We start from the raw sequence: 20,278 nt of genomic DNA, 5'->3' as shown, positions 1-20,278 counted from the left end.
AGGGGTGCACTGCATGCGCGACGACGCGATGGCCGGAGACTCGAAGGGCTCGAAGGGGATGAGTCGGGAGGAGGTACTCGCCCTCCCGGTGGCGGTTGACCTGGACACGAGCAATCGAGCGCTGGGGCTCGGCCGGAGCAAGGGCTATGAGCTGGCGAAGCGAGGCGCCTACCCGTGCAAGGTGCTGCGCCTGGGCAACGCCTACCGGGTGGTGACCGCGGACTTGTGGGAGTTGCTGGGTCTGGCGGCGTGAAGGGGCGGCAGCATAGCAGACGGTTCTGCGCTGAGCTGACACAGAATCGCTGGACTGTTGCCGGGGGTGGACGTGCTGTCCGTGTTCCCTCGGGGCACCGAGCGAGTGTCCCGACTCGGGACACAGAGCGTGTTCAGTCTCTGAACGCAGCGAGCCTCCGGCGCGGCAACGCCGGAGGCTCGGGAATCCCCGTCGCCCGTCTCCAACGAACGATCCGCGCCGCTGGGCCTGCATGCCCGGCGGCGCAGAAGAGGAGCCACCTGGTGCAACCTGAGAACCCTGCGCCCTATTCCACCCCCGTATCCCCTGCCACCGCATGGCCGTCGGTCGCGGTGCCGGGCAAGCCCGACCAGGGCGAACCCGAGCACGCTGCGTCGGTCGCGGCGGCCGAGACCCGGGCGCCGGATCCGGAGCCGACCGTCGGCTCGGCGCTGCTGGACGAACTGCGTGAGCAGATAGCGAAGTTCGTGATCCTGCCCTTGCCGGAGGCGCTGGATGCGGTGACGCTGTGGGTGGCGGCGACGCATCTGCAGCCGGCCTGGCAGCACGCGCCGCGTCTGGCGGTGGTGGGGCCGGCGAAGCGGTGCGGCAAGTCGCGGCTGCTGGACGTACTGACCGAGACGGTCCACGAGCCGATGCTCACCATCAACACCACACCGGCTGCGGTGTTCCGGTCGATCACCGAGGAGCCGCCCACGCTCCTGGTGGACGAGGCGGACACCATCTTCGGCACGCCGAAGATGGCGGAGAAGAACGAGGAGATGCGCGGCCTGCTCAACGCCGGCCACCAACGCAACCGCTACGTCACGCGGGTGGTCGGCAACGACCACACCCCGCACCGGTTCGCCACCTTTGCCATGGCGGCCCTCGCGGGGATCGGTGACCTGCCCGACACGATCATGGACCGGGCTGTGGTGATCCGTATGCGCCGCCGGGCGGAGGGCGAGCGCGTCAAGCCCTTCCGCTCCCGACGCGACATCCCCGCTCTGCACGACCTGCGCGACCGGATCGCTGCATGGGCAAGGCCGCTGCTGGATGAGGCGGCGGACCTGGAGCCGGACATGCCGGTGGAGGACCGGGCCGCCGACACCTGGGAGCCGTTGGTCATCATCGCGGACCTGGCCGCCGGATCCTGGCCCCGTCGCGCCCGAGAAGCGTGCGCACGGATGGTCGCCGCAGAGGTCGAGGCAGAGGAGGACCGGCCCGGGGGAGCCCGAATCCTCGCCGACATCCGCAGGGTGTTCGTAGCCCAGCGCGAGCCCGACAGCCTTACCACGGACGAACTACTCCACCAGCTCCGGCAGGATGCCGAGAGCCCCTGGGCGGAGTGGGGACGCAATGGGCTGAACGCCAAGGACCTGGCAGCGATGCTCCGGGAGTTCGATATCAGGCCCGGCAACGTTCGCCTCCCCGACGGAACCCAGCGCAAGGGCTACATGCGCAACAAGTTCCTCGACCCCTGGCGGCGCTACTGCCCCACTGCCCACCCAGTGGACACCGAGCCTGCCACCCCCAGCGCAGACTGACCCCCGCATCCCCCGGTGGGCGTCCCTGCCGTACCTGCCGTGATCCCGCAGGTCAAAAGGCTGCAGGCAAGACGGCAACCGGCGACAAGACGGCAACACGATCATGGTGAACCGCTGCCGCCGGGAGGACGCAGCCCGGATCCGTCTTGCGCCGTCCCACGCGTCCTCGCCGTATCACCGCAGGTCACAGCCTCGCCGAGCGGGACGGCACAACGTGGCAGTGCCGCCCCCCCCGGCCGGGGACACGACGAGACGCCGCCGGCAGGCCGCCCGCCGTCAGGTCGCGCCGCACACGCGGAAGAGCCCAACGGCCGCCGGTACGGCACATCCACGCCCCTGCCGTACCGGCCCTGACCTGCGCTTGCAACGGCCAAGACGGCAAGACGGATCACACCGCCAAACCCCAGGAGCCCCCGCTTGGCCCTTCCCACCCTCACAACGACACCCACTCGTCGGGGGCACCGCCCCGACGGAGGACGGCTGTCGATGACCAAGAAGGACATCGAGCGGTACACGCTCGGTGCGGCCGGAGTCGTCATCGTCGCCCTCACCATCAGCGGATTCTGGCTGTCGTACGCACACCTCGCCGAGGTCGCTGGTCAGCACGGGCTGCGCAGCTCCACCACCCGACGCTGGGCCTGGCCGGCGACCCTGGACGCCTTGATCGTCGCGGGCGAACTGCTCATGCTCCGCGCGGGCCTGCGCAGGGTGACCGACAGGTGGGCGATCGCCCTGACGGCCACCGGATCGGTCGGCTCCATCGCGCTCTACGTTGCCGGAGTCAACGGAACCGGCAGCGCAGGCACCGTTCCGCTGCTCGACTACGTGGTCGCCGCGGTCCCCCCGACCGCAGCCCTGCTGGCCTTCGGTGTCCTGATGCGGCAGATCCACCAGCTCGTCGACCAGCCTGCGGGCCATCCGGAACCCGCACCGGCTCCGGTGCCAGAACCACCGGCCACCGCCCCCGCCACGCTCGCCGAGCCACCGGCCGAGCCCGCCCAGCCGACCGTGCCACCGACCGCCGTTGCCGAGAACAGGCCGCGCGGTGGCCGTCCGCCCAGCGCCACGCTCGAGGAACTCGTGGAGATCGGCCGGATGGCCCTCGCCGAGCACGGCACGCTCACCCGGTCACTGCTCCGGAATGCCGTCAAGGCCAAGGGCCTGACGATCAGCAGCGAGCGGCAGACCGACGTGATGACCACCCTCCGGTCCGAAATCGAAGCCGCCGCCGAGACCGGTCCGGACAGCGGCTGACCGGAATCTCACGGGGTGACCGGAACCCCTTCCGGTCACCCCGGCCAGTCGGCCACCGGTCTCACTCGCCACCCGCTTATCCACATCTGTGGACGAGGCGGCGACTGCCTCCCTCTGCCGCCCCCTCCTGCGGAATTGCCCGCCTTCCCCGCCCATCCCGGAGCACCGCCCGTGACGCACGATCCGCACCACCCCAAAGACACCCCCGACGAGCCGATACCGCTGACGAAGTCCCCTACGCTGATGAACCGTCTGCGGCGTGCGTTCGGACGGGGTGCCCCCGGCGGAGCCAGTAGTACCCCGAGTCCGACTCCAGGCCGGACTTCGGGGATCTCCGCCCCGGGGGTGGCGGAGACGGCCCAGCGCCAGGGGGCGCAGGACCAGGAGGCCGTGGCCGAGGGCGGCCCCGACCCGGACACACTCCATGCCGTCCAGCGCGAGATCCTCCGCCCCGTACGTCAAGACGCTGCCACCGCCGGCGAGCCCTCCGTGAAGAGTGTCCAGCCGACGATCCGCCGCTTCACCGGCGAAAAGCGTGATGCACGCGTCGGTCCCTTGCGTTTCCTCGATGCGGAGCGTGCCCGCCTCCAGGACGTAGCCGCCGAGCACGGCTACGCGCCCTCAACAGCGACCACACCCCACCCAACCTCCGCCAGCACCTGACCGAACTCCAGCAACTGCTGGAGCTGATCGCCGAAGCCCTGCGCCAGCCCGCCGAGCCGGCCGAGCCGGAAAAAGAGGAACTGCCCGCGTGATTGCCGCCATCAAACCGGCCGGGTCCAGCACCCGCGGCCTGCTCGCCTACCTCTACGGGCCCGGCCGCCACGACGAACACCTCGACCCGCACATCGTGGCGGGGTTCGCCATGCTCGGCATGCCCGACCCCGGCCGCGATGAGAGTGCCACCCTCACCGAACTGGCCCGCTACCTCGACGAACCCGTGCGGCTGCGCAACAACGAGTTCGGAAAGAAGGTCACCGACCACGTCTGGCACTGCCCCGTCCGCGCCGCCCCCGAGGACCGCTACCTCTCCGACGCCGAGTGGGGTGACATCGCCCAGCGCATCATCGAGGCCGCCGGCATCGCCCAAGTCGGCGACGACCTGGCCTGCCGTTGGATCGCTGTACGCCACGCCGACGACCACATCCACATCCTCGCCACCACCGTCCGCGAGGACGGCCGCCGCCCCAAACTCCACGACAGCGGCCTGCGCGTCGGCGACACCTGCCGCGAGATCGAGAAGGACTACGGGCTCCGCCAGCTGAAGAAGGGTGACCGCACCGGCGCCCGCCGGCCCGCCCAGGGCGAGATGCACAAGGCCGAACGCCTCGGCTGGGAACAGACCAGCCCCGAGTGGCTCCAGGACCGCATCCGCGCCGCCATCCCCCACGTGACCAACGCCGAGGAACTCATCGCCTACCTTGAAGCCGGCGGCATCGAGGTCAAGGCCCGGCGCGGCCCGTCAGGAGACCTCCTCGGCTACGCCGCCGGCCGCCCCGGCGACGTCAACGAGGCCGGCGAGCAGATCTACCACCCCGGAAGCAAAATCTCCCCCGACCTCTCCCTGCCCAAGATCAAGGCCCGCCTCGAATCCGGCCGGCCCGAAGAACACCCCACCGCCCGCCGCAACCACCCCAGCACCCCCTGGCAGCAGGCCACCGACGCCCTCGACACCCTCCACACCGGCCTCGCCGACGACACTCACGCCCAGGCCCACATCGCAGCCCTCGGCGAGCTGCTCGAAGCCACCGCCCAGAAGGCCCCCGACAACCTGCGCGGCGAACTCCAGGCCGCCTCCAAGGCGTTCGCCCGAGCCCAGCGCTCCCAGATCCGCGCCGAAGACCGCGCCGCCCACGCCCTGCGCAGCGCGGCACGCGACATCGTCCACACCGCCACCGGCCCCGACGGCAGCGCGCTGGCCGCCCTGCTCGCGGCTCTCGTCTGGGCCACCATCGTCGCCCGGCGCTGGCACGAAGCGAAGAACCACGCCCACCAGGCCGACGCTGCCCGCCAGGCCGTCCAGCACCTCCAGATAGCCGCAGATCGCGCCGTCGCCCCGATGCTCACCGATCTCGCAGCCCGACCGCCCAGGGAGGAAGCCCGCCATGTTCTTGTGAACGACGTACGGGCAGCCATCCCCCACCACGCCGAACGAATCCTCGCCGACCCGGCCTGGCCCGCGCTCGCCACCGTCCTCGCCGACGCCGAAGCCCGTGGTCACCAACCCCACCAGCTCCTCAAGCAGGCCGCCGCCCAACGCGAGCTGACCTCCGCCCGTCAGCCCGCCCGCGTCCTGATCACCCGCATCCAGCACACCGGCCGAAACCCGGCTCCCAACCGCTGTGCCGAAGCCGCCCGTCGGCGCTCGACCATCGCAGCTTCGACGCCCACTCAGCAGAATGGGAGCCCCCAGCTCTCGGTGGTGGTGGTGACCCTCGCCGAACAGCAGCATCGAAAGCGCCGGTAGGCGACGTGCGGTTTCGCCGTGCGACCCGCGCTTCTGCGACTGAGAGTTGGTGCGTTCAAGCCAACGTCACACCGAACCGACCCCGGGCCCTTGACGACCCTCGCCCCCTTCGGAAGCGTCGCACGCAAGAACGCGCAACCGACTTGATCTGGGAGGGCATCGTGGACCTACAGTTCATCGGGATCGACCCCAACACCGGGGGCGAGGGGTCGCCGACGGTGTGGGTGGAAGAGGAGACGGCTGACCTGGTCCTCCAGGGCGTCAAGGCCGAGGAAGCGCTGGAGGCACTGGTCAGCGGTACGGAGTGGGTCGCCGGTCACGCGGTGGGGATCCCCGCCCACGAGACGGTGATCCGCATTCCGGCCCGCATGGTGCCGATTCTGAGGGAGGCGTGCGATGTCGCAGAGCGGCGTGCCGAGCTTCGCTGAGCTGCTGGCCGGTACCCGCCGCAGCGCGGTGCACCTGGAGATGCGCGACGCGTACGGCGTCGGTGACGAGGCGCAGGAGTTCGAGGAGTTCAAGCGCACCGGCCACGTCGATCTCGATCCGACGGCGCGGTGGTGGCCTGGCTGGCTGGGCATGGTGCGGGAGGCTGTCGGCCGTGGCGTGGTGATGCGTCGAGCCAGGATCGTCTCCGAGCCCGTGACGGACTACATCCGCTGGGAACACGCCGCCACCCCGCTGAACGTCGAGGCGGGTGAACTGGTGCGCTGGCTGCCCCGCCGTCGGGCCGTGGACATCGCCCTGCCGGGAGCCGACTTCTGGCTGTTCGACGACCGCCTGGTGCAGTTCAACATCTTCACCGGGGACGGCGATTGGGCCGATCCACCCAAGGAATTCAGCGAGGACCCCGCCGTGGTCAAGCTGTGCTCCGACGCTTTCGAGGCCGTGTGGGAGCGTGCCGTCGACCACGAGAAGTACGCCGTCTGACCCCCGCTCCGGCCCATGCCCGCCTCTCCCTCGTCCAGCGCTCAGGCCGCCCGTGAAGCGCTCGCCGTGCGCCTGACGCACCTTCGCAAGGACGCCGGCCTCACCGGGAAGGAACTCTCCGCCCGGTGCGGCTGGCACCCCGCGAAAACCACCCGCATCCAAAAAGCCGAGGTACAGCCCACCGACGTGGACATCCGCGCCTGGTGCGCTGCCTGTGGCGCCGCTGACCAGGCCGACGACCTGATCGCCACGGCCCGCGCCGTCGACTCGATGTACGTGGAGTGGCGCAGGAGCCACCGGATGGGCATGCGCAAGACCCAGGAGCACTTCTACGGCCTCTACGCGCAGACCGGCGTCACACGCGCGTACGTCTCCAACGTCGTACCCGGCTTCTTCCAGACCCCCGCGTACGCCACAGCCCTGATGGAAGCCATCACCGACTTCCAGGGAACCCCCAACGACGTCTCGGAGGCCGTCGCGGCCCGCGTCGCCCGGAGCCGGTTCCTGTACGAGGGCGGACACCGGTTCATCGTGCTCATGGAGGAGTGCGTCCTGCGCTACCGCGTGGGCGACGCCGAGACGATGGCCGGACAGCTGAGGCATCTGCTGGCCGTGATGCCGCTCCCTTCCGTCTCCCTGGGCGTCATCCCCTTCACCGTGCAGAGGACCATGTGGCCGCTGGAGGCGTTCTACCTCCATGACGGCACACGCAGCGTCGTGGAAACCCTCACGGCCGAGGTCAACGTGGTGCAACCGCGCGAACTTGCCGACTATCGCAAGGCGTTCGGTGAGCTGACGAAGATGGCTGTCCACGGCAACGCCGCCCGCGCTCTGATCAACGCGGCGATCGACTCCCTCGGATGACATTGCGCAATTCCCCGCAATTTCGTTGAGGCAAAACTCCGGCTCTCCGTACGGTCGTTGACGTCGCCGGGCAGGCCAGGCTCCCCTCGGCGGCAGTGGAGGAGAGTCCCGCTCGCACCCCCTGTTGCGGGTGGGACGTCCAGCCCCGAGGAGACGACCCCGTGAGCGTCATGACCAGACCCACCACAGTCGGACCGGCCGGTTACACCGAAACCCTCCCCTGCGAGCCCGAGATGGCCCGCCGTGCCCGGCGGCTCGTCTCGGCCGCGCTGAACACCTGGGGCATAGGCGAGATGGCCGATGCGGGCACACTGATCGTCTCCGAGCTGGTGGGCAACGCAGTCCGCCACACCCCGTGCCGTCTGATTCGGGTGTCCGTCCGACGCGTCACGAACGATCTCGTACGGATCGGCGTCACCGACAAATCCCACGCCCTGCCGAAAATGGGTCCGGCCGCCGGCGGCGATGAAACCGGGCGTGGCCTCGTACTGATCGACGCGCTGTCACACCGCTGGGGCTATGACCGAAAGCGCTGGGGCAAAACCGTCTGGGCGGAGCTGGCAGTCCCGCCATGCTGACCTTGCGACTGCTGCCAGAAGACGAGCTGGCGGGCGTCGCCGATCCGGAGCGATGCGTGGAGCTGGCTGTACCCCGGCGCACGCAGGGCAGGATCACCGTCCGCACCCTGCGCCTGACACCCGCCGACCTCGTGCGGCTGCGCACGGAAACCGATCTGGCGCTGGCAGATATCCGTACCGAAGTCATGCGCGCCGAGGCCGCGTGGCACGAACGACTCGCGCAGTGGCACGCCGACGGGCGAGCCGCCGTCGAGGCCACCCGGCCGGACACGGCGCTGCTCTCGCTCGTCCTGGAGGGCCTGCGGGCCTCCCTGTAGTACCCACAGACCCCGCCCGGTGTACCGAAGGACAGCCCCGGGCGGTACGGCGTCCTCTCGTCTCCCCCCAGGTGGGCGGGCGCCGCTCCAGACCGCTGACTGCAACCGGCACAGCGGATCTGCCCAAAACCTCTCGCTCTGACTGAGCGGGAGGAAGCCGAGAGAAACAGGAGTGCACGATGCCCGAGAACGTCGTCATGGAGCCCGCCGAGGACGGGCTGATCGTCTCCCGGAAGTCCATCGCCGCCGCCCGCTCCCGTGCGGAGCAGCCGTCCGACGGCGGCTCGACCGGCGTCTCCGACACCAACGACTGAGCGGAGCCGACAGAAGTGACCGCCTTCTCGAAGGTGGTCGAACGCCTCGGTGGGGACTTCCCCACCGGGGCCTTCGGCCGCACCTACCGCATCTGGCGCAGCGTCGCCGACTTCTCCTCCGTCCTGACATGGGGCGACCTCAACACCGTCATCGGCCGGGGCCGCCTTGAACCGCCTCGCCTCCGCCTTCACCGCGACGGGGAACTCATCCCGTGGCAGCGCTACGCCACCGCCGTCACCACCCGCAGGAACGTGGTGTGGCAGCGCATCCAGCCCTCGCGGCTGCACGGCCAGCTCCTCGACGGTGCCTCACTGGTCCTGGACGCCGTGGATGAACTCCACCAGCCCGCCGAATGCCTGGCACAGGCCCTCGAAGCGGTCTTCCGGGGCCGCGTTCAGATCAACGTGTACGCCTCCTGGACCGCGACGGAGGGCTTCGGAACCCACTGGGACGATCACGACGTCATCGTGGTCCAACTCGAAGGAGCCAAGCGGTGGCGCCTGTACGGGCTGACCCGGACCAACCCCCTCCACCGTGACATCGAAGCCCCACAGCCTCCGGCAGACGAGCCCATCGAGGAGATCATCCTGCGCGCCGGCGACATGCTCTACCTGCCCCGGGGCTGGTGGCACGCGGTGGCGGCCACCGAGGGCCGATCCCTGCACCTGACGTGCGGACTCCAGACCACGACCGGCGCAGATCTGCTGGGCTGGCTCTCGGACCGGCTGCGGACCTCGGAAACCGTACGCGCGCACCTGCCCGTCTTCGCCCCGCCGCAGGAACAGGCCGCCTACCTCGAACTCCTCCGCAAGGAAGTCACGGACGCCCTCCACGACGGTGCGATCGCAGACTTCCTCACCGCCAGGGACGGCATCGAACCGGGCCGCCCCATGCCGTCACTGCCCTTCCTCGACGCCGTACCGGCGCGCGACGACCTGCATGTCCGGCTCACCACAGCCCGAGCCCAGCTCACCGACAACCATCAGGACCAGGTCGTGCTCCTCGCCGGCGGCGAAGAGTGGACGTTCGCCCCGCCCGTACGCGCTGTGCTGTCCCCGCTCCTCGACGGCGCCTCGGCGCCGCTGGGGCACCTCGCGGAAACGAGCGGCCTCACGGTCGGACAAGTCGCCGGGCTCGTGACGGAACTGGTCCACGCAAACGTCGCGGTGGTGAGCGAGCCGTGAGCCCCGACCTCGCACTGGGAACGTACCGGTGCCGGGACATCCCGCAGGCGGCCGTCGCCGCGGTCGCCTGCGGGGCATCCTGGATCGACACCGCCCCCAACTACCACCACGGCCGTGCCCAGGCCGAGCTTCAGCCGGTGCTCGCCGGGAACCGGGACCTGCGTGTGTCGACGAAGGTCGGATTCTTCACCCCCGACATTGCGGCAGCCGCCAGCGACGCGGGCGTCGTCACACCGGCCGAAGCCGCTTCCGGCCACTGCCTCACACACCGCTACGTCGCCTGGCAGAGCCACCACAACCGCGCCGAGCTGGGCCGCGTGCCGGACATCGTCTTCGTCCACAACCCCGAACAAGCCGGCCGCCCTCACGACGCCATCACCAGCGCCTTCACCGCCCTCGAAGCCGAGGCCCGCGCCGGACGGATCGGAGGCTACGGCGTCGCCACCTGGACCGGCTTCGACGGCGCGTTCAGCGTCGCCGACCTCCTCAAAATCGCCACCCACTGCGGAGGCCGCGGCCATCATCTGTCCGCCATCCAGCTCCCCGTCTCACTGGTCATGCTCAAACCGGTCGCCCAGGCCCTGGAGGGCACCGGCCCCCTGGCTGAGGCAACCGCAGCCGGCCTGGACACGTTCATTTCCGCCCCCCTGCATGGCGGAGAACTCCCCACCATGGTCACGGACGAACTCGCCCAACTCATCGACCCAGGCACCACCCCGGCCGAGGCCGCCCTGCGTGTCACCGCGTACACCCCAGGGGTGAATCACGTCCTCCTGGGGTCCGGGAACGCGCAACACTGGGAGGCCGCCCAGCGCGTCCTTGCTTTACCTCCGCTCCCGGACAAGACCCTGCACGAGGTGATCGATGTTCTCGGCGCCTGACGACGCCACCGCCCAGCGCATGCGTAACGCCAGGATCTCTGCGTGCACCGCTCTCGCCTTGACCGACCTCGCCGAGGAACCCATCTGGGGCTACGCCGGCCGGACCCTCTCCGGCGCCGTGACCAGCGCGCAAGGCACCGGCTGGCTCCGCGTCGTCGCGGAGCACCCCGACAAGGCGCACGGGAAACTCTGGGACGGCCCGAAGACCGCCCAGGAACTGCTTCCTCCCGCGATCCCCCGCCCTGTCCTCCACGACGTCCACGACTGGCAGGCCGCCGGCTGGGCGTACCGAGCCGAGCTGTATCAGCACACGGACGCCACCGTCATCTCCCGCTCACCGGTCCTCGAACACGACCCGGCCCTCCCCAAGACATGGTGGACGAAGCTGCGGACCGCACTCGACTGCCTTGCCGAAGTCCCCACCGAACGCATCGCCGTACGCGAGGAGTACATCCGCCGGGCCATCCCCGAATACACAGGCTGCGATATCGGTCAGATCGAGTGGTCCACAGCCCATGGCGATTTCCACTGGTCAAACCTCGCCGGTCCCGACCTCACCATCCTGGACTGGGAAGGCTGGGGACAAGCCCCGGTCGGCTTCGACGCCGCCCAGTTCTACCTCTACTCCCTCCACACCCCCGCCACGGCCGCCCGTGTCCGCCAGACCCTCGGCCACATCCTCGACACCCCAGCCGCACGCGTGGCAGAACTGACCATCTGCGCCCGGGTTCTCCAGGCTGCCGACCGCACGCCGTTCTACAAGGAACTTGCGGGCCCGGTGAAGGAGTACGTGGACGCGACATACGAGAGGACGAGGTGAGAGCGGTCGAATCCATGACCCTCCTCGTTGCCGCAGTCATCGTCCACGACAAGGCCACCAACCGCGTCGTCCTCCTCCAACGCAGCCAGAACGCCAAGTTCGCACAGGGCATGTGGGACCTCCCCGTCGGCAAAAGCGAACCCGGCGAGCCCATCACAGAGACCGCCGTACGCGAGCTGTACGAGGAAACCGGCCTAACCGTGAAGCCGCACTCCCTGAAGGTCGCCCACATCATCCACGGTGCCTGGGGTGTCGAAGCCCCCAATGGCTTCCTCACCGTCGTCTTCGCCGCCCACGAATGGACGGGCGAGCCCGAGAACCGAGCAAGCACACCCAGGTCTGCTGGGTCAGCGCTGAGGCTATCCCGGAGGCGTTCGTAGAAACCACGGCGAGCGCCCTCCGCCGATATCTCACGGGTGGTCCGGAGATCTCCCTTGACGGCTGGCGGTAGCTGCCCTGATCGGTCGTAAATCAGGGCAGATGCTGGCGCAGGTCGGCTCTCGACTGTGGCCACGTGCAGGCCGAAGGCTCCGTCCATCGATGCGACGGACGGGGCTTTGGCTTCGAGGCACGGTTCCGGTAGCCGATCGAGAGGGGCTTCACCTGGTGGCCGTGGTCGCCGCTGCAACAGCGCTCACATCGGTACTGAACGTACTGGTCAGCGGGCCCTTTTGCGTGAGCGATGCGTGAGCGGACGGTGCGGCACGAGCCGACATGGGACAGACTGGCGATCATTCCGGATGTGCCCTGACCAGGCGTTACCGGACGCCGAGGCAGCACCCGGAACCACCCGGCAAGCCTTGGCCAGGACTTTTAATCCATTGGTTGTGGGTTCGAGTCCCACAGGGCCTACGGCACGTAGGCGGGGGGTTAACCCCTCTGACCTGCTACGCAGCGCCCGGGTCGGCTTCGGTCGGCTCGGGCGTTGCTTCGTTTTCGAGCCAGTGCGTGAGCGATGCCGGGCGCCCGCCGAGCACCTGAAGCACGGCCGCGACGGCGCACGCGGTGCAGCCGAGGCCCCAGAGCAGGAGATAGGCGGTGCCGGAGGGAGCGTCCGACGCACCGGCGACCAGCGAGCCGAGGACCATGGAGGAGCACGCGCCCGCGACGGTGCCGCCCAGTGTCTTGAGGTTGTTGTAGACGGCGGTGGCACTCGCGGCGCGGCCCTGGGCGCTGCCTTCGGCGATCACCGTGGGCAGGCCGCTCTGGGACAGGCCGATGCCGAGGCCCGCCACGGAGTAGGCCGCGATGAACAGGGGCAGGTGCGCGCGGGCGAGGATCAGACCCGCGTGGCCGACGGCTGCCAGGGCCGAGGCGAGCACCAGCATCCGGCGGTATCCGAGGCGTGCGCCGATGGCCGGGACCAGAACCGAGGCCGCCATGCCGAGGACGCTGGGGATCACACTCCACAGACCGATCTGCCAGGTGGCCAGGCCGAAGCCGTAGCCGCCCGCGGCGGGGTCGGCGGCCAGGTAGGTGACGGCGACGGACTGCCCGGCGAGCAGGACCGCGCCGAGCACGAACCCCGCGGCGTAGTGCGGGGCGAGCACGCGCCGGGCCATCGCCCGGACGTCGACGAGGGCGTCGGGGCGGGCGAGTTGGGTGCGCAGCCAGGCCCAGCCGAGTGCGACCGTCAGCAGAAGTGCCCCGGCCAGGGGGAGTGAGGTCCAGCCCCAGGCACTGGCGCGGGAGAGGGCACCGAGCAGGACGACGAGGGTGAGTCCGAGCAGGACGGCGCCCGCCCAGTCCATGCGCCCCGCGGAGCGGCGACGGGACTCCGGTACGGCGCTCCAGGCCAGGACCGTGCAGAGGAGGGCGAGCACCGCCAGCGCCGCGTAGGCCACCCGTACCCCGCCGAAGATCCCCAGCAGCGCGCCCGAAAGAGCATGGCCGAGCAGGGAGCCCAGCGAAAGGGCCGCGACCAGCAGGCCGATCGCACGCCGGGCACCCGGTGCGTCGAGCCGGCCGCGCACGAGGCCGATCTCCAGGGGCAGCAGGGAGGCGACGGCTCCCATCAGAGCGCGGCCGGCGAGCACCAGCGGGTAGCTGCCGGCGAGGGCGACCAGGACGGTACCGGCCATGACGCACAGCAGCGCGACGCGCAGCAGACGCCGGTGGCCGTGGAGGTCGCCGAGGCGCCCCAGGACGGGCACGGTGACCGCCGCTGCGAGGTAGTGCACGGTCATGAACCACTGGGCATCAGCGGCGCCGACGTGCCACGTGTCCTGGACCGCGGGCAGCAGCGGCGCGTCCGCCCCCTGTACGAAACCGCTGAACAGCTCGAAGACGACCAGGACGCCGACGACGGCGCGGACGCGAACAGGCGATTGCGGGGATTCCCCCGCACCTGCGGATCTCGTGACTCGGCCGCCCCCGCGGACCTTCCCGTGCCCGCCAGGCGGCGCTCGGCGAGCTCGGTCAGGAGCGCCGCCTGCCGGTACAGCACGCGGTCGTCGAAGACGGCACGCGGTGAGTGGTTCATCGGCGCGTACTGCCAGTCGGCGCGTTCGGGGGCGGCGCCCAGCAGGAGCATCGCGCCGGGGACCTGCTGGAGGACGTGGGCGAAGTCCTCGGAGCCGTTGGTGGGCTGCGGGGACTCCCAGACCTCGCGCGGGTCGAACAGGTCGCGGGCGGTGGCGAGGGCGAAGGCGGTCTCGTCGGCGTCGTTGACGGTGACCGGATAGTTGGTCTGGTAGTCGGCCTCCGCGTCCAGGCCATGGGCAGCGGCGATGGAGGTCACCAGCCGGGGCAGCCCTTCGGCGAGCCGCTCCTGGGCGCTCTCGGAGTAACTGCGCACGGTGGCATGGAACTCGGCGCTGTCCGGGATGACGTTGGCCTGGGTGCCGGCGTGGAAGGAGCCGACGGTGACGACGACCGGGTCGAAGATGTCGAACGTCCGCGTCACCCACGTCTGCAGCGCCGTCACCATCTCGCAGGCGACCGGGATCGGATCCTTGGCGGCGGCCGGAGTCGAGCCGTGGCCGCCCTTGCCCCGCACGGTCACGGTGAGCCGGTCGGAGGCGGAGGTGATGGTGCCGGAACGGGTGATCACGACACCGCCGGGCACCCGGTTGGCTGCCACGTGCAGCGCGTACGCGGCGTCGAGCGGCTTGCCCGCCGCCTCCAGGACGCCCTCCTCGATCATCGTGCCGGCGCCGTTGTGACCCTCCTCGCCAGGCTGGAACATGAACACCACGTCGCCGTGCAGGTGTTCGCGGCGCTCGGCGAGCAGCCGAGCCGCGCCGACGAGCCCGGCGGTGTGCAGGTCGTGCCCACATGCGTGCATCCGGCCGGACACCTCGGAGGCGTACGGCACCCCGCTCTCCTCGGTGACGGGCAGGGCGTCCATGTCCCCCCGCAACAGGACCGCGCCGCCCGGCTTCCCGCCGCGCAGCACGGCCGTGACGGACGTCAGGCTCTTGCCGAGGGTGAGCTCCAGCGGAAGCCCGTCGAGGGCCGACAGCACCTTCTCCTGGGTGCGCGGGAGCTGAAGGCCCAGTTCCGGTTCCCGGTGCAGCGAGCGACGCAGCCGTACCAGCTCGGGCTGCAGTTCCTTGGCGCGTTCCACGACCGACATGCCGGATCGACCTCCTGGTGCTGTGCGAATGACTGGTACGTCCGGGCGGATCGGGTCCAGACTGAAGCTCTGACCGTTTGGCGGGCCGAAAGTGCAGGAAACATGCAGGGAGGCATGAGATGGCGCAGCATCTACGCCAATCTCTGGGTGACGTGGACCAGGCACTCGTACACGCTCTCCAGATCGCCCCGCGCGCGAGCTGGGCGAGGATCGGTACCGCGCTCGGCCTGGACGCCGTGACGGTCGCCCGGCGCTGGCAGCGGCTGGCCGAGGCCGGCGCCGCCTGGATCAGCTGCCACCCCGCCCCCGCGCTGGCCGACTCAGGGCAGGGGTGCCTGGCCTTCGTCGAGGTCGACTGCGCTCCCGGACACTTGCCGGACGTAGCGCGCGCACTGGCCGCCGTACCGCATGTCGCAGCGCTCTCCCAGGCCAGCGGGGACCGCGACCTGCTGCTGAACGTCATGGCCCGTGACCTGGCCTCCCTCACCCGGTGGACGACCGGCGACCTCGCCGCGCTGGAGGGGGTACGGGCCGTCCGCACCCACCTGGCCGCGCGGGTCCACACCGAGGCCAGCCGGTGGCGCCTGCGGGCCCTGAGCCGGGAACAGGTCGCGCTGCTCACCGCCGACGAGCCGCAGCGCCGTACGGCAACCCCCGCCTTCCCCCTCACCGCACTGGACCAGCGGCTGATCGCAGCCCTCTCCGTGGACGGCCGAGCCGGCTACCGCACGCTGGCCGAGCAGTGCGGCGTGAGCCCGGACACCGTCCGCCGCCACGTCCGGCGGCTCTTCGCCGCGGATCTGCTGCACGCCCGCTGCGAAGTGGCCCGCTCCCTGTCGGACTGGCCGGTCGGCGTGACCCTGTGGGGCCGGGTCCCGGCCGCGCGGCTGGGCGAGGTCGCCCAGCGGGTCACCGGCATGCGCGAGGTACGCCTGTGCGCCACCGTCCTCAGTCGGCACAACCTGCATCTCGTCGCCTGGGTACGGTCTCTCGACGACGCCCAGCGCTTCGAGATCCGCCTCGCCGAACGGGCCCCTGACCTGACCGTCACCGACCGCGCGGTCGCTCTGTGGCCCATGAAGCTGAGCGGTCATCTGCTGGACGAGGACGGCTACCGGATCGGTGCGACACCGCTCGCGCTGTGGGACGAGGAGGGGGTTTCGGGCCCCACCTGACGTCGTCGCCGACAAGGACCGATCGCGTTTTCGGGCTCGTGCGTGAGTGGGAGCTCTCGTGGCCTGCGGAACGTGCTTGGGCGCCGGTTCGGCGGATACCCGTAGGTATGGGGTCAGGCAGAGTGCCCCACGAGTGGGCCGTCCGCCGTGGATGTCTCCATGGACTCGTTCGGCAGGCGGACCGCCCGGCTCGGACGAAAGGGCGGTGGCAGCCGGATCGTCGGTGAGCGTGGATCCTGGCTCGGCGCGCGGCGCGGGCCGGTACGTGGTGCCCTGGGGAGGGAGTGACACCAGTCTTCAGGTGACCCGCCGACGCGACCAGGAGGCACGCATGGCTCACCGAGAGCTGTCCCGGCGCCCCGCCACGATCGTCGCCGCAGGCGCCGTGGCCCTGGCCACCACCCTCGCCCTCGCCCTGAGTACGGCCTCCGGCCAGGCCCGCGGCACCGACTGGAACGCCGTGGGCCGCGCGATCGGCCGACCCCTGACCACCGAGGCCCAGGATGTGCACACCGCCGAGTGGCTGCGCACCGACCTGCACGTGGTCAATGCCGGTGTGACCGAGAATCCGGCCATGGAGCTGAACGCCGAGGCGTCCTTCCATCCCGCCGGCGGCGGCCGGACGCTGATGATCGGGGAAGTCACCCTCACCGGCAGCGAGGTGGGTGCGGTCGCCGACCGCCTCCAGCGGGGCGGCGTGGAGATCACCGCGCTGCACAAGCACCTCCAGGACGAGACCCCGCCGCTGTGGTGGATGCACTACTGGGCCCTGGGCGACCCCGTGGCCATCGCCCGCACCGTGCACTCCGCTCTCGCCACCACCCACATCCCGCTCGGCCAGAAATCGGTCGGCGAGCGTCCCGGCGCGCTCGACACCGGCGCGCTCGACCGGATCATCGGCACGAAGGGCGACAACGAGAACGGCGTGCTCCAGTACCACGTCCCGGTCTCCCGGCCGGTCACCGACACCCGCGCCGGCATCACGCTGCCGTACCTGATGGAGACCTCGACGCTGCTGATGTTCCAGCCGCTCGGCGGTGGCCGGGCGGCGGTCAACGGCGACTTCACCATGACCGCCGACCAGGTCAACCCCGTGATCAAGGCCCTGCGCAGCCGCGGTATGACCGTCATCGAGCTGCACAGCCACCTGCTCTACGAGCAGCCGCGCCTGTTCTACCTGCACTTCTGGAAGACCGGCGACGCCACCACGCTCGCCCGCGACCTGCGCGCGGGCCTGGACCAGCTCCACGCACCCCGCAGCGCCTAGGCCCGTCCATAGGCCCGCAGGAATGCCGCCACCCCGCCGCTGACCAGACGGTCCGTCTCCGCCGGGGGCAGCGGCAGGACGCCGTAGTGGGTGAACTGGACGATCGTGTGCGAGGTCAGAGCCATGAAGTGGGCGGCGGCCATGGCCGGGTCGCCGTGCGGGTCGAGCAGGCCGGCGTCCGCCAGGTGGGCCATCGCCTCGGCGACCGCCCGGCCGACCGGCTCCGGGCCGGCCTCGTGCCAGGCCTTGAGGACGTCCGGCGGTACGTGGTCGGCCTCGGCGTGGATGTGCCGGACCAGGGCGAAGTGGTTCGGGTAGTCGGTCATCAGGCCCACGAACGCACGGGCCAGCGCGACCAGGTCGCGTTCCAGGTCGTCGGCGTGCGGCGGCCGCTCCGGGTCCAGCACCGCGTGCAGCCGGGCCAGTTGGGCGTCGCGGACCTCGCTGGACGTCCAGGTCACCACGGTCTGGAAGAGCTGCGCCTTGCCGCCGGGGAAGTGGTTGTAGAGCGTGCGCGTGGAGACGCCGGCCTCGGCGGCGAGCGCGTCGACCGAGGCGCGTGCGTAGCCCTCGCGGCCGAAGACCGTGCAGGCCGCGCCCGCGATGGCGATCTGCTTCTCCAGCTTGCGTGGTGAGATCTCGCGCTGTGCCCGTTCCATCCGGGACGCGTTCGTTTCGCTCACACCCGCCTCCTTGCCTCCCGTGTGGCCAGCCACTCTAGCTGAATTACAACGGTCGTTGTCATTTCTACAACGCCCGTTGTACCTTGCTGGGCAGAAGGCCGCGCCGAGCGGCCGGCCGCCAGGAGAATTGGGGGACACCTGTGTCTGTCACCAGCAACGAACACCACGACAAGCCGCTCCGCGTCGCCGTCGTCGTCGGCAGCGTCCGGGAGGGCCGGCAGGGCCGGGCCGTGGCGGACTGGTTCCTCGGGGCCGCCGCCGACGACCCCGGCCTCGACCTCGACGTCATCGACCTCGCCGAGGTGGACCTGCCGCTCGTACTGCCCGGCTGGGGCGGCGCGCCGGACCCCGAGACCGCTGCCGTGCTGGCGGGCGTCTCGCCGCGGCTCGCCGCAGCCGACGCGTTCGTCGTCGTCACGCCGGAGTACAACCACAGCTTCCCGGCGTCCCTGAAGAACTTCATCGACTGGCACCACGCCCAGTGGCAGGCCAAGCCGGTCGGCTTCGTGTCGTACGGCGGCCTCGGCGGCGGGCTGCGCGCGGTCGAGCAACTGCGGCTGGTCTTCGCCGAGTTGCACGCGACGACCGTGCGCGACTCGGTCAGCCTGCACGGGCCCTGGTCCGGCCTCGGCGCGGACGGCACCCCGCGCGACGCCGACGTCTGCACCGGCGCCACCAAGGGCATGCTCGGCCAGCTCGCCTGGTGGGGACGGGCGTTGCGGGCCGCCCGCGCCGAACGTCCGTACGCGGGCTGAGGGGGGCGGAGATGAGCGGCACCACCCGGGTCGCGGCACCGGCGGGCCTCGTACCACCGGGCCCGGCCACCGTCCTGCGGCGCACGCTCGCCGTGACCGTCATCGGCTCGATGATGGCCGTGCTCGACATGACGATCGTGAACGTCGCGATGCGCTCGCTGTCGGAGTCCTTCGGTGCCCCGCTGGAGACCATCCAGTGGACCGCCACCGCGTACACGCTCGCGCTCGCCGCCGTCATCCCGGTCGCCGCCTGGGCGATGGCCCGGATCGGCGCCCGGCGCACGTACATGACCGCGCTGGTCCTGTTCACGCTCGGCTCCCTGCTCGCCGCGTGCGCCTGGGATGCGGGCAGCCTCATCGCCTTCCGCGCGGTGCAGGGGCTGGGCGGCGGGCTGCTCCAGCCGGTCGGGATGACGATGGTGATGCGGGTCGCCGACCGGCGCCGGCTCGGCCGCGCGATGGCCGTGGGCGGGCTGCCCATCCTGGTCGGGCCGGTGGTCGGCCCGGTGCTGGGCGGCTGGCTGGTCGACGCTGCGTCCTGGCACTGGATCTTCCTGGTGAACCTGCCGGTGGGCCTGCTCGCCCTGGCACTCGCGGTACGACTGCTGCCGCGCGACACACCGGACGCGCCGACGCGCACCGCCGCCCGCCTGGACGTCCCCGGCCTGCTGATGCTCTCGCCGGGCCTCGCCCTGCTCCTCTACGGCCTCGCGCGCGGCGGCGAACGCGGCGACTTCACCGCCCCCGGCGCCCTGCTGCCCACCCTGGCGGGCGCCGCCCTGACGGCCGCCTTCGTCCGCCGGGCGCTGACCGTGCGCGAACCGCTGCTGGACCTACGGCTGCTGCGCGACCGTACCTTCGCCGCCGGCATCACCACACTCGCCCTGTTCACCTGCGGTTACTTCGGCTCGATGCTGCTCGGCCCGCTGTACTGGCAGCAGCAGCGGGGGCTGAGCGCGACGGCCGCCGGGCTGCTGGGCGCTCCGACGGGACTCGTCGTCGGCACGGCGATGCAGTTCGCGGCGCGCCGGGTCGACCAGGCGTCCCCGCGCCGGCTGATCCCGGCCGGTATCGGGCTGGCCGCCCTCGGGATGGCGCTGCTGGCCTGGCAGGCGGGCGTGCCCGGGGTGGCGGCCTGGCGGTTCGTCGCCTCGGCCATGGTGATGGGCGCCGGTGTCGGCACGGTGCTGATGCCGACAATGACGACCGCGACCCGGGAGCTGCCCGTGCACCGGATGCCGGCGGCGAGCACCGCGCTCAGCATCAACTCCCAGCTGGCGGCGTCGGTGGGCACGGCGGTGCTCTCGGTGGTCCTGGGCGCCGCGGGCCAGGACCCGGCGGGCTTCCGTCTCACCTACGCGGTGGCCGCGGCCCTGCTGTCCCTGTCGGTCCTCCCGGCCCTGCGCCTTCCGGGCCGTCGCCGGCCGTGACG

Annotated in this window: 20 protein-coding genes and 2 pseudogenes; 19 read left to right on the top strand and 3 right to left on the bottom strand. The window is 71.0% G+C overall.

Going from position 1 to position 20,278, the window contains the following annotated elements; translation table 11 throughout:
• Positions 1 to 13 precede the first annotated feature (13 nt).
• The 15 genes and pseudogenes from LE548_RS28405 (at position 14) to LE548_RS28340 (ending at position 11,840) form a co-directional block, all read left to right on the top strand.
• On the top strand, positions 14 to 253 hold the full coding sequence (locus LE548_RS28405) for a hypothetical protein (protein WP_225099819.1): 240 nt from the start codon (positions 14 to 16) through the stop codon (positions 251 to 253).
• A gap of 263 nt (positions 254 to 516) precedes the next feature.
• Positions 517 to 1,779: a DUF3631 domain-containing protein gene (locus LE548_RS28400; RefSeq protein WP_225099818.1), complete on the top strand. Its 1,263-nt coding sequence runs from the start codon at positions 517 to 519 to the stop codon at positions 1,777 to 1,779.
• A gap of 486 nt (positions 1,780 to 2,265) precedes the next feature.
• Positions 2,266 to 3,033: a DUF2637 domain-containing protein gene (locus LE548_RS28395; protein ID WP_225099817.1), complete on the top strand. Its 768-nt coding sequence runs from the start codon at positions 2,266 to 2,268 to the stop codon at positions 3,031 to 3,033.
• Positions 3,034 to 3,378: 345 nt separating this feature from the next.
• Positions 3,379 to 3,788 (top strand): annotated as a pseudogene (locus tag LE548_RS28390) (hypothetical protein).
• Positions 3,785 to 5,500: a relaxase/mobilization nuclease domain-containing protein gene (locus LE548_RS28385; RefSeq protein ID WP_225099816.1), complete on the top strand. Its 1,716-nt coding sequence runs from the start codon at positions 3,785 to 3,787 to the stop codon at positions 5,498 to 5,500. Before LE548_RS28390 ends, LE548_RS28385 begins: the two are co-directional and overlap by 4 nt.
• A gap of 161 nt (positions 5,501 to 5,661) precedes the next feature.
• Positions 5,662 to 5,928: a hypothetical protein gene (locus tag LE548_RS28380; RefSeq protein WP_225099815.1), complete on the top strand. Its 267-nt coding sequence runs from the start codon at positions 5,662 to 5,664 to the stop codon at positions 5,926 to 5,928.
• Entirely contained in the window at positions 5,897 to 6,430 is a 534-nt protein-coding gene (locus LE548_RS28375) for a DUF6879 family protein (protein WP_225099814.1), read from the top strand. The genes LE548_RS28380 and LE548_RS28375 overlap by 32 nt, the downstream gene beginning before the upstream one ends.
• 15 nt (positions 6,431 to 6,445) lie before the next feature.
• Positions 6,446 to 7,294, top strand: a complete 849-nt coding sequence (locus tag LE548_RS28370; RefSeq protein WP_225099813.1) for a helix-turn-helix transcriptional regulator — start codon at positions 6,446 to 6,448, stop codon at positions 7,292 to 7,294.
• Positions 7,295 to 7,464: 170 nt separating this feature from the next.
• The gene (locus tag LE548_RS28365) at positions 7,465 to 7,872 is read left to right on the top strand and encodes an ATP-binding protein (RefSeq protein ID WP_225099968.1); all 408 of its coding nucleotides are present in this window, start codon (positions 7,465 to 7,467) and stop codon (positions 7,870 to 7,872) included.
• Positions 7,866 to 8,189, top strand: coding sequence for a hypothetical protein (locus LE548_RS28360; RefSeq protein WP_225099812.1), 324 nt, complete (start codon positions 7,866 to 7,868; stop codon positions 8,187 to 8,189). Before LE548_RS28365 ends, LE548_RS28360 begins: the two co-directional genes overlap by 7 nt.
• A 179-nt stretch (positions 8,190 to 8,368) precedes the next feature.
• A complete protein-coding gene (locus LE548_RS45590) occupies positions 8,369 to 8,503 on the top strand; it encodes a hypothetical protein (RefSeq protein WP_263636687.1) in 135 nt (44 codons plus the stop codon).
• Between the two features lie 15 nt (positions 8,504 to 8,518).
• Positions 8,519 to 9,688 (top strand): JmjC domain-containing protein, encoded by a 1,170-nt coding sequence (locus LE548_RS28355; RefSeq protein WP_225099811.1) that lies wholly within the window; start codon positions 8,519 to 8,521, stop codon positions 9,686 to 9,688.
• A complete protein-coding gene (locus tag LE548_RS28350; protein WP_225099810.1) occupies positions 9,685 to 10,569 on the top strand; it encodes an aldo/keto reductase in 885 nt (294 codons plus the stop codon). The genes LE548_RS28355 and LE548_RS28350 overlap by 4 nt, the downstream gene beginning before the upstream one ends.
• The gene (locus tag LE548_RS28345) at positions 10,553 to 11,389 is read left to right on the top strand and encodes a hypothetical protein (RefSeq protein ID WP_225099809.1); all 837 of its coding nucleotides are present in this window, start codon (positions 10,553 to 10,555) and stop codon (positions 11,387 to 11,389) included. The genes LE548_RS28350 and LE548_RS28345 overlap by 17 nt, the downstream gene beginning before the upstream one ends.
• 14 nt (positions 11,390 to 11,403) lie before the next feature.
• Positions 11,404 to 11,840: pseudogene (locus LE548_RS28340) on the top strand (NUDIX domain-containing protein).
• A 436-nt stretch (positions 11,841 to 12,276) separates the two neighbouring features.
• On the opposite strand, the gene LE548_RS28335 reads toward LE548_RS28340, so the two are convergent.
• Together LE548_RS28335 and LE548_RS28330 are read right to left on the bottom strand one after the other, a co-directional pair.
• The gene (locus LE548_RS28335; RefSeq protein WP_225099967.1) at positions 12,277 to 13,668 is read right to left on the bottom strand and encodes an MFS transporter; all 1,392 of its coding nucleotides are present in this window, start codon (positions 13,666 to 13,668) and stop codon (positions 12,277 to 12,279) included.
• Positions 13,572 to 14,966 (bottom strand): M20 family metallopeptidase, encoded by a 1,395-nt coding sequence (locus tag LE548_RS28330; RefSeq protein ID WP_225099808.1) that lies wholly within the window; start codon positions 14,964 to 14,966, stop codon positions 13,572 to 13,574. The genes LE548_RS28335 and LE548_RS28330 overlap by 97 nt, the downstream gene beginning before the upstream one ends.
• Positions 14,967 to 15,085: 119 nt before the next feature.
• Between LE548_RS28330 and LE548_RS28325 the strand changes: the two genes are divergently transcribed.
• Both LE548_RS28325 and LE548_RS28320 read left to right on the top strand, forming a co-directional pair.
• Positions 15,086 to 16,141: an Lrp/AsnC family transcriptional regulator gene (locus LE548_RS28325; protein WP_225099807.1), complete on the top strand. Its 1,056-nt coding sequence runs from the start codon at positions 15,086 to 15,088 to the stop codon at positions 16,139 to 16,141.
• 331 nt (positions 16,142 to 16,472) lie between these two features.
• Positions 16,473 to 17,408 (top strand): DUF1259 domain-containing protein, encoded by a 936-nt coding sequence (locus LE548_RS28320; protein ID WP_225099806.1) that lies wholly within the window; start codon positions 16,473 to 16,475, stop codon positions 17,406 to 17,408.
• On the opposite strand, the gene LE548_RS28315 is transcribed toward LE548_RS28320, so the two are convergent.
• Positions 17,405 to 18,091, bottom strand: a complete 687-nt coding sequence (locus LE548_RS28315) for a TetR/AcrR family transcriptional regulator (protein WP_225099805.1) — start codon at positions 18,089 to 18,091, stop codon at positions 17,405 to 17,407. The two genes, LE548_RS28320 and LE548_RS28315, sit on opposite strands and share 4 nt — an antisense overlap.
• A 140-nt stretch (positions 18,092 to 18,231) precedes the next feature.
• On the opposite strand from LE548_RS28315, the gene LE548_RS28310 reads away from it, so the two are divergent.
• The gene (locus tag LE548_RS28310; protein ID WP_225099804.1) at positions 18,232 to 18,846 is read left to right on the top strand and encodes an NADPH-dependent FMN reductase; all 615 of its coding nucleotides are present in this window, start codon (positions 18,232 to 18,234) and stop codon (positions 18,844 to 18,846) included.
• A gap of 11 nt (positions 18,847 to 18,857) precedes the next feature.
• Positions 18,858 to 20,276 carry a DHA2 family efflux MFS transporter permease subunit gene (locus tag LE548_RS28305; RefSeq protein ID WP_225099803.1) on the top strand — a complete coding sequence of 473 codons (1,419 nt, stop codon included), beginning with the start codon at positions 18,858 to 18,860 and terminating at the stop codon, positions 20,274 to 20,276.
• Positions 20,277 to 20,278: the final 2 nt, after the last annotated feature.

This window comes from Streptomyces sp. CoH27 (genome assembly GCF_020181035.1).
GTDB classification, from domain to species: Bacteria; Actinomycetota; Actinomycetes; order Streptomycetales; family Streptomycetaceae; genus Streptomyces; species Streptomyces camelliae.
Note: the sequence above shows the minus strand (reverse complement) of the source record. Positions and strands in the feature narration are given on the sequence as shown.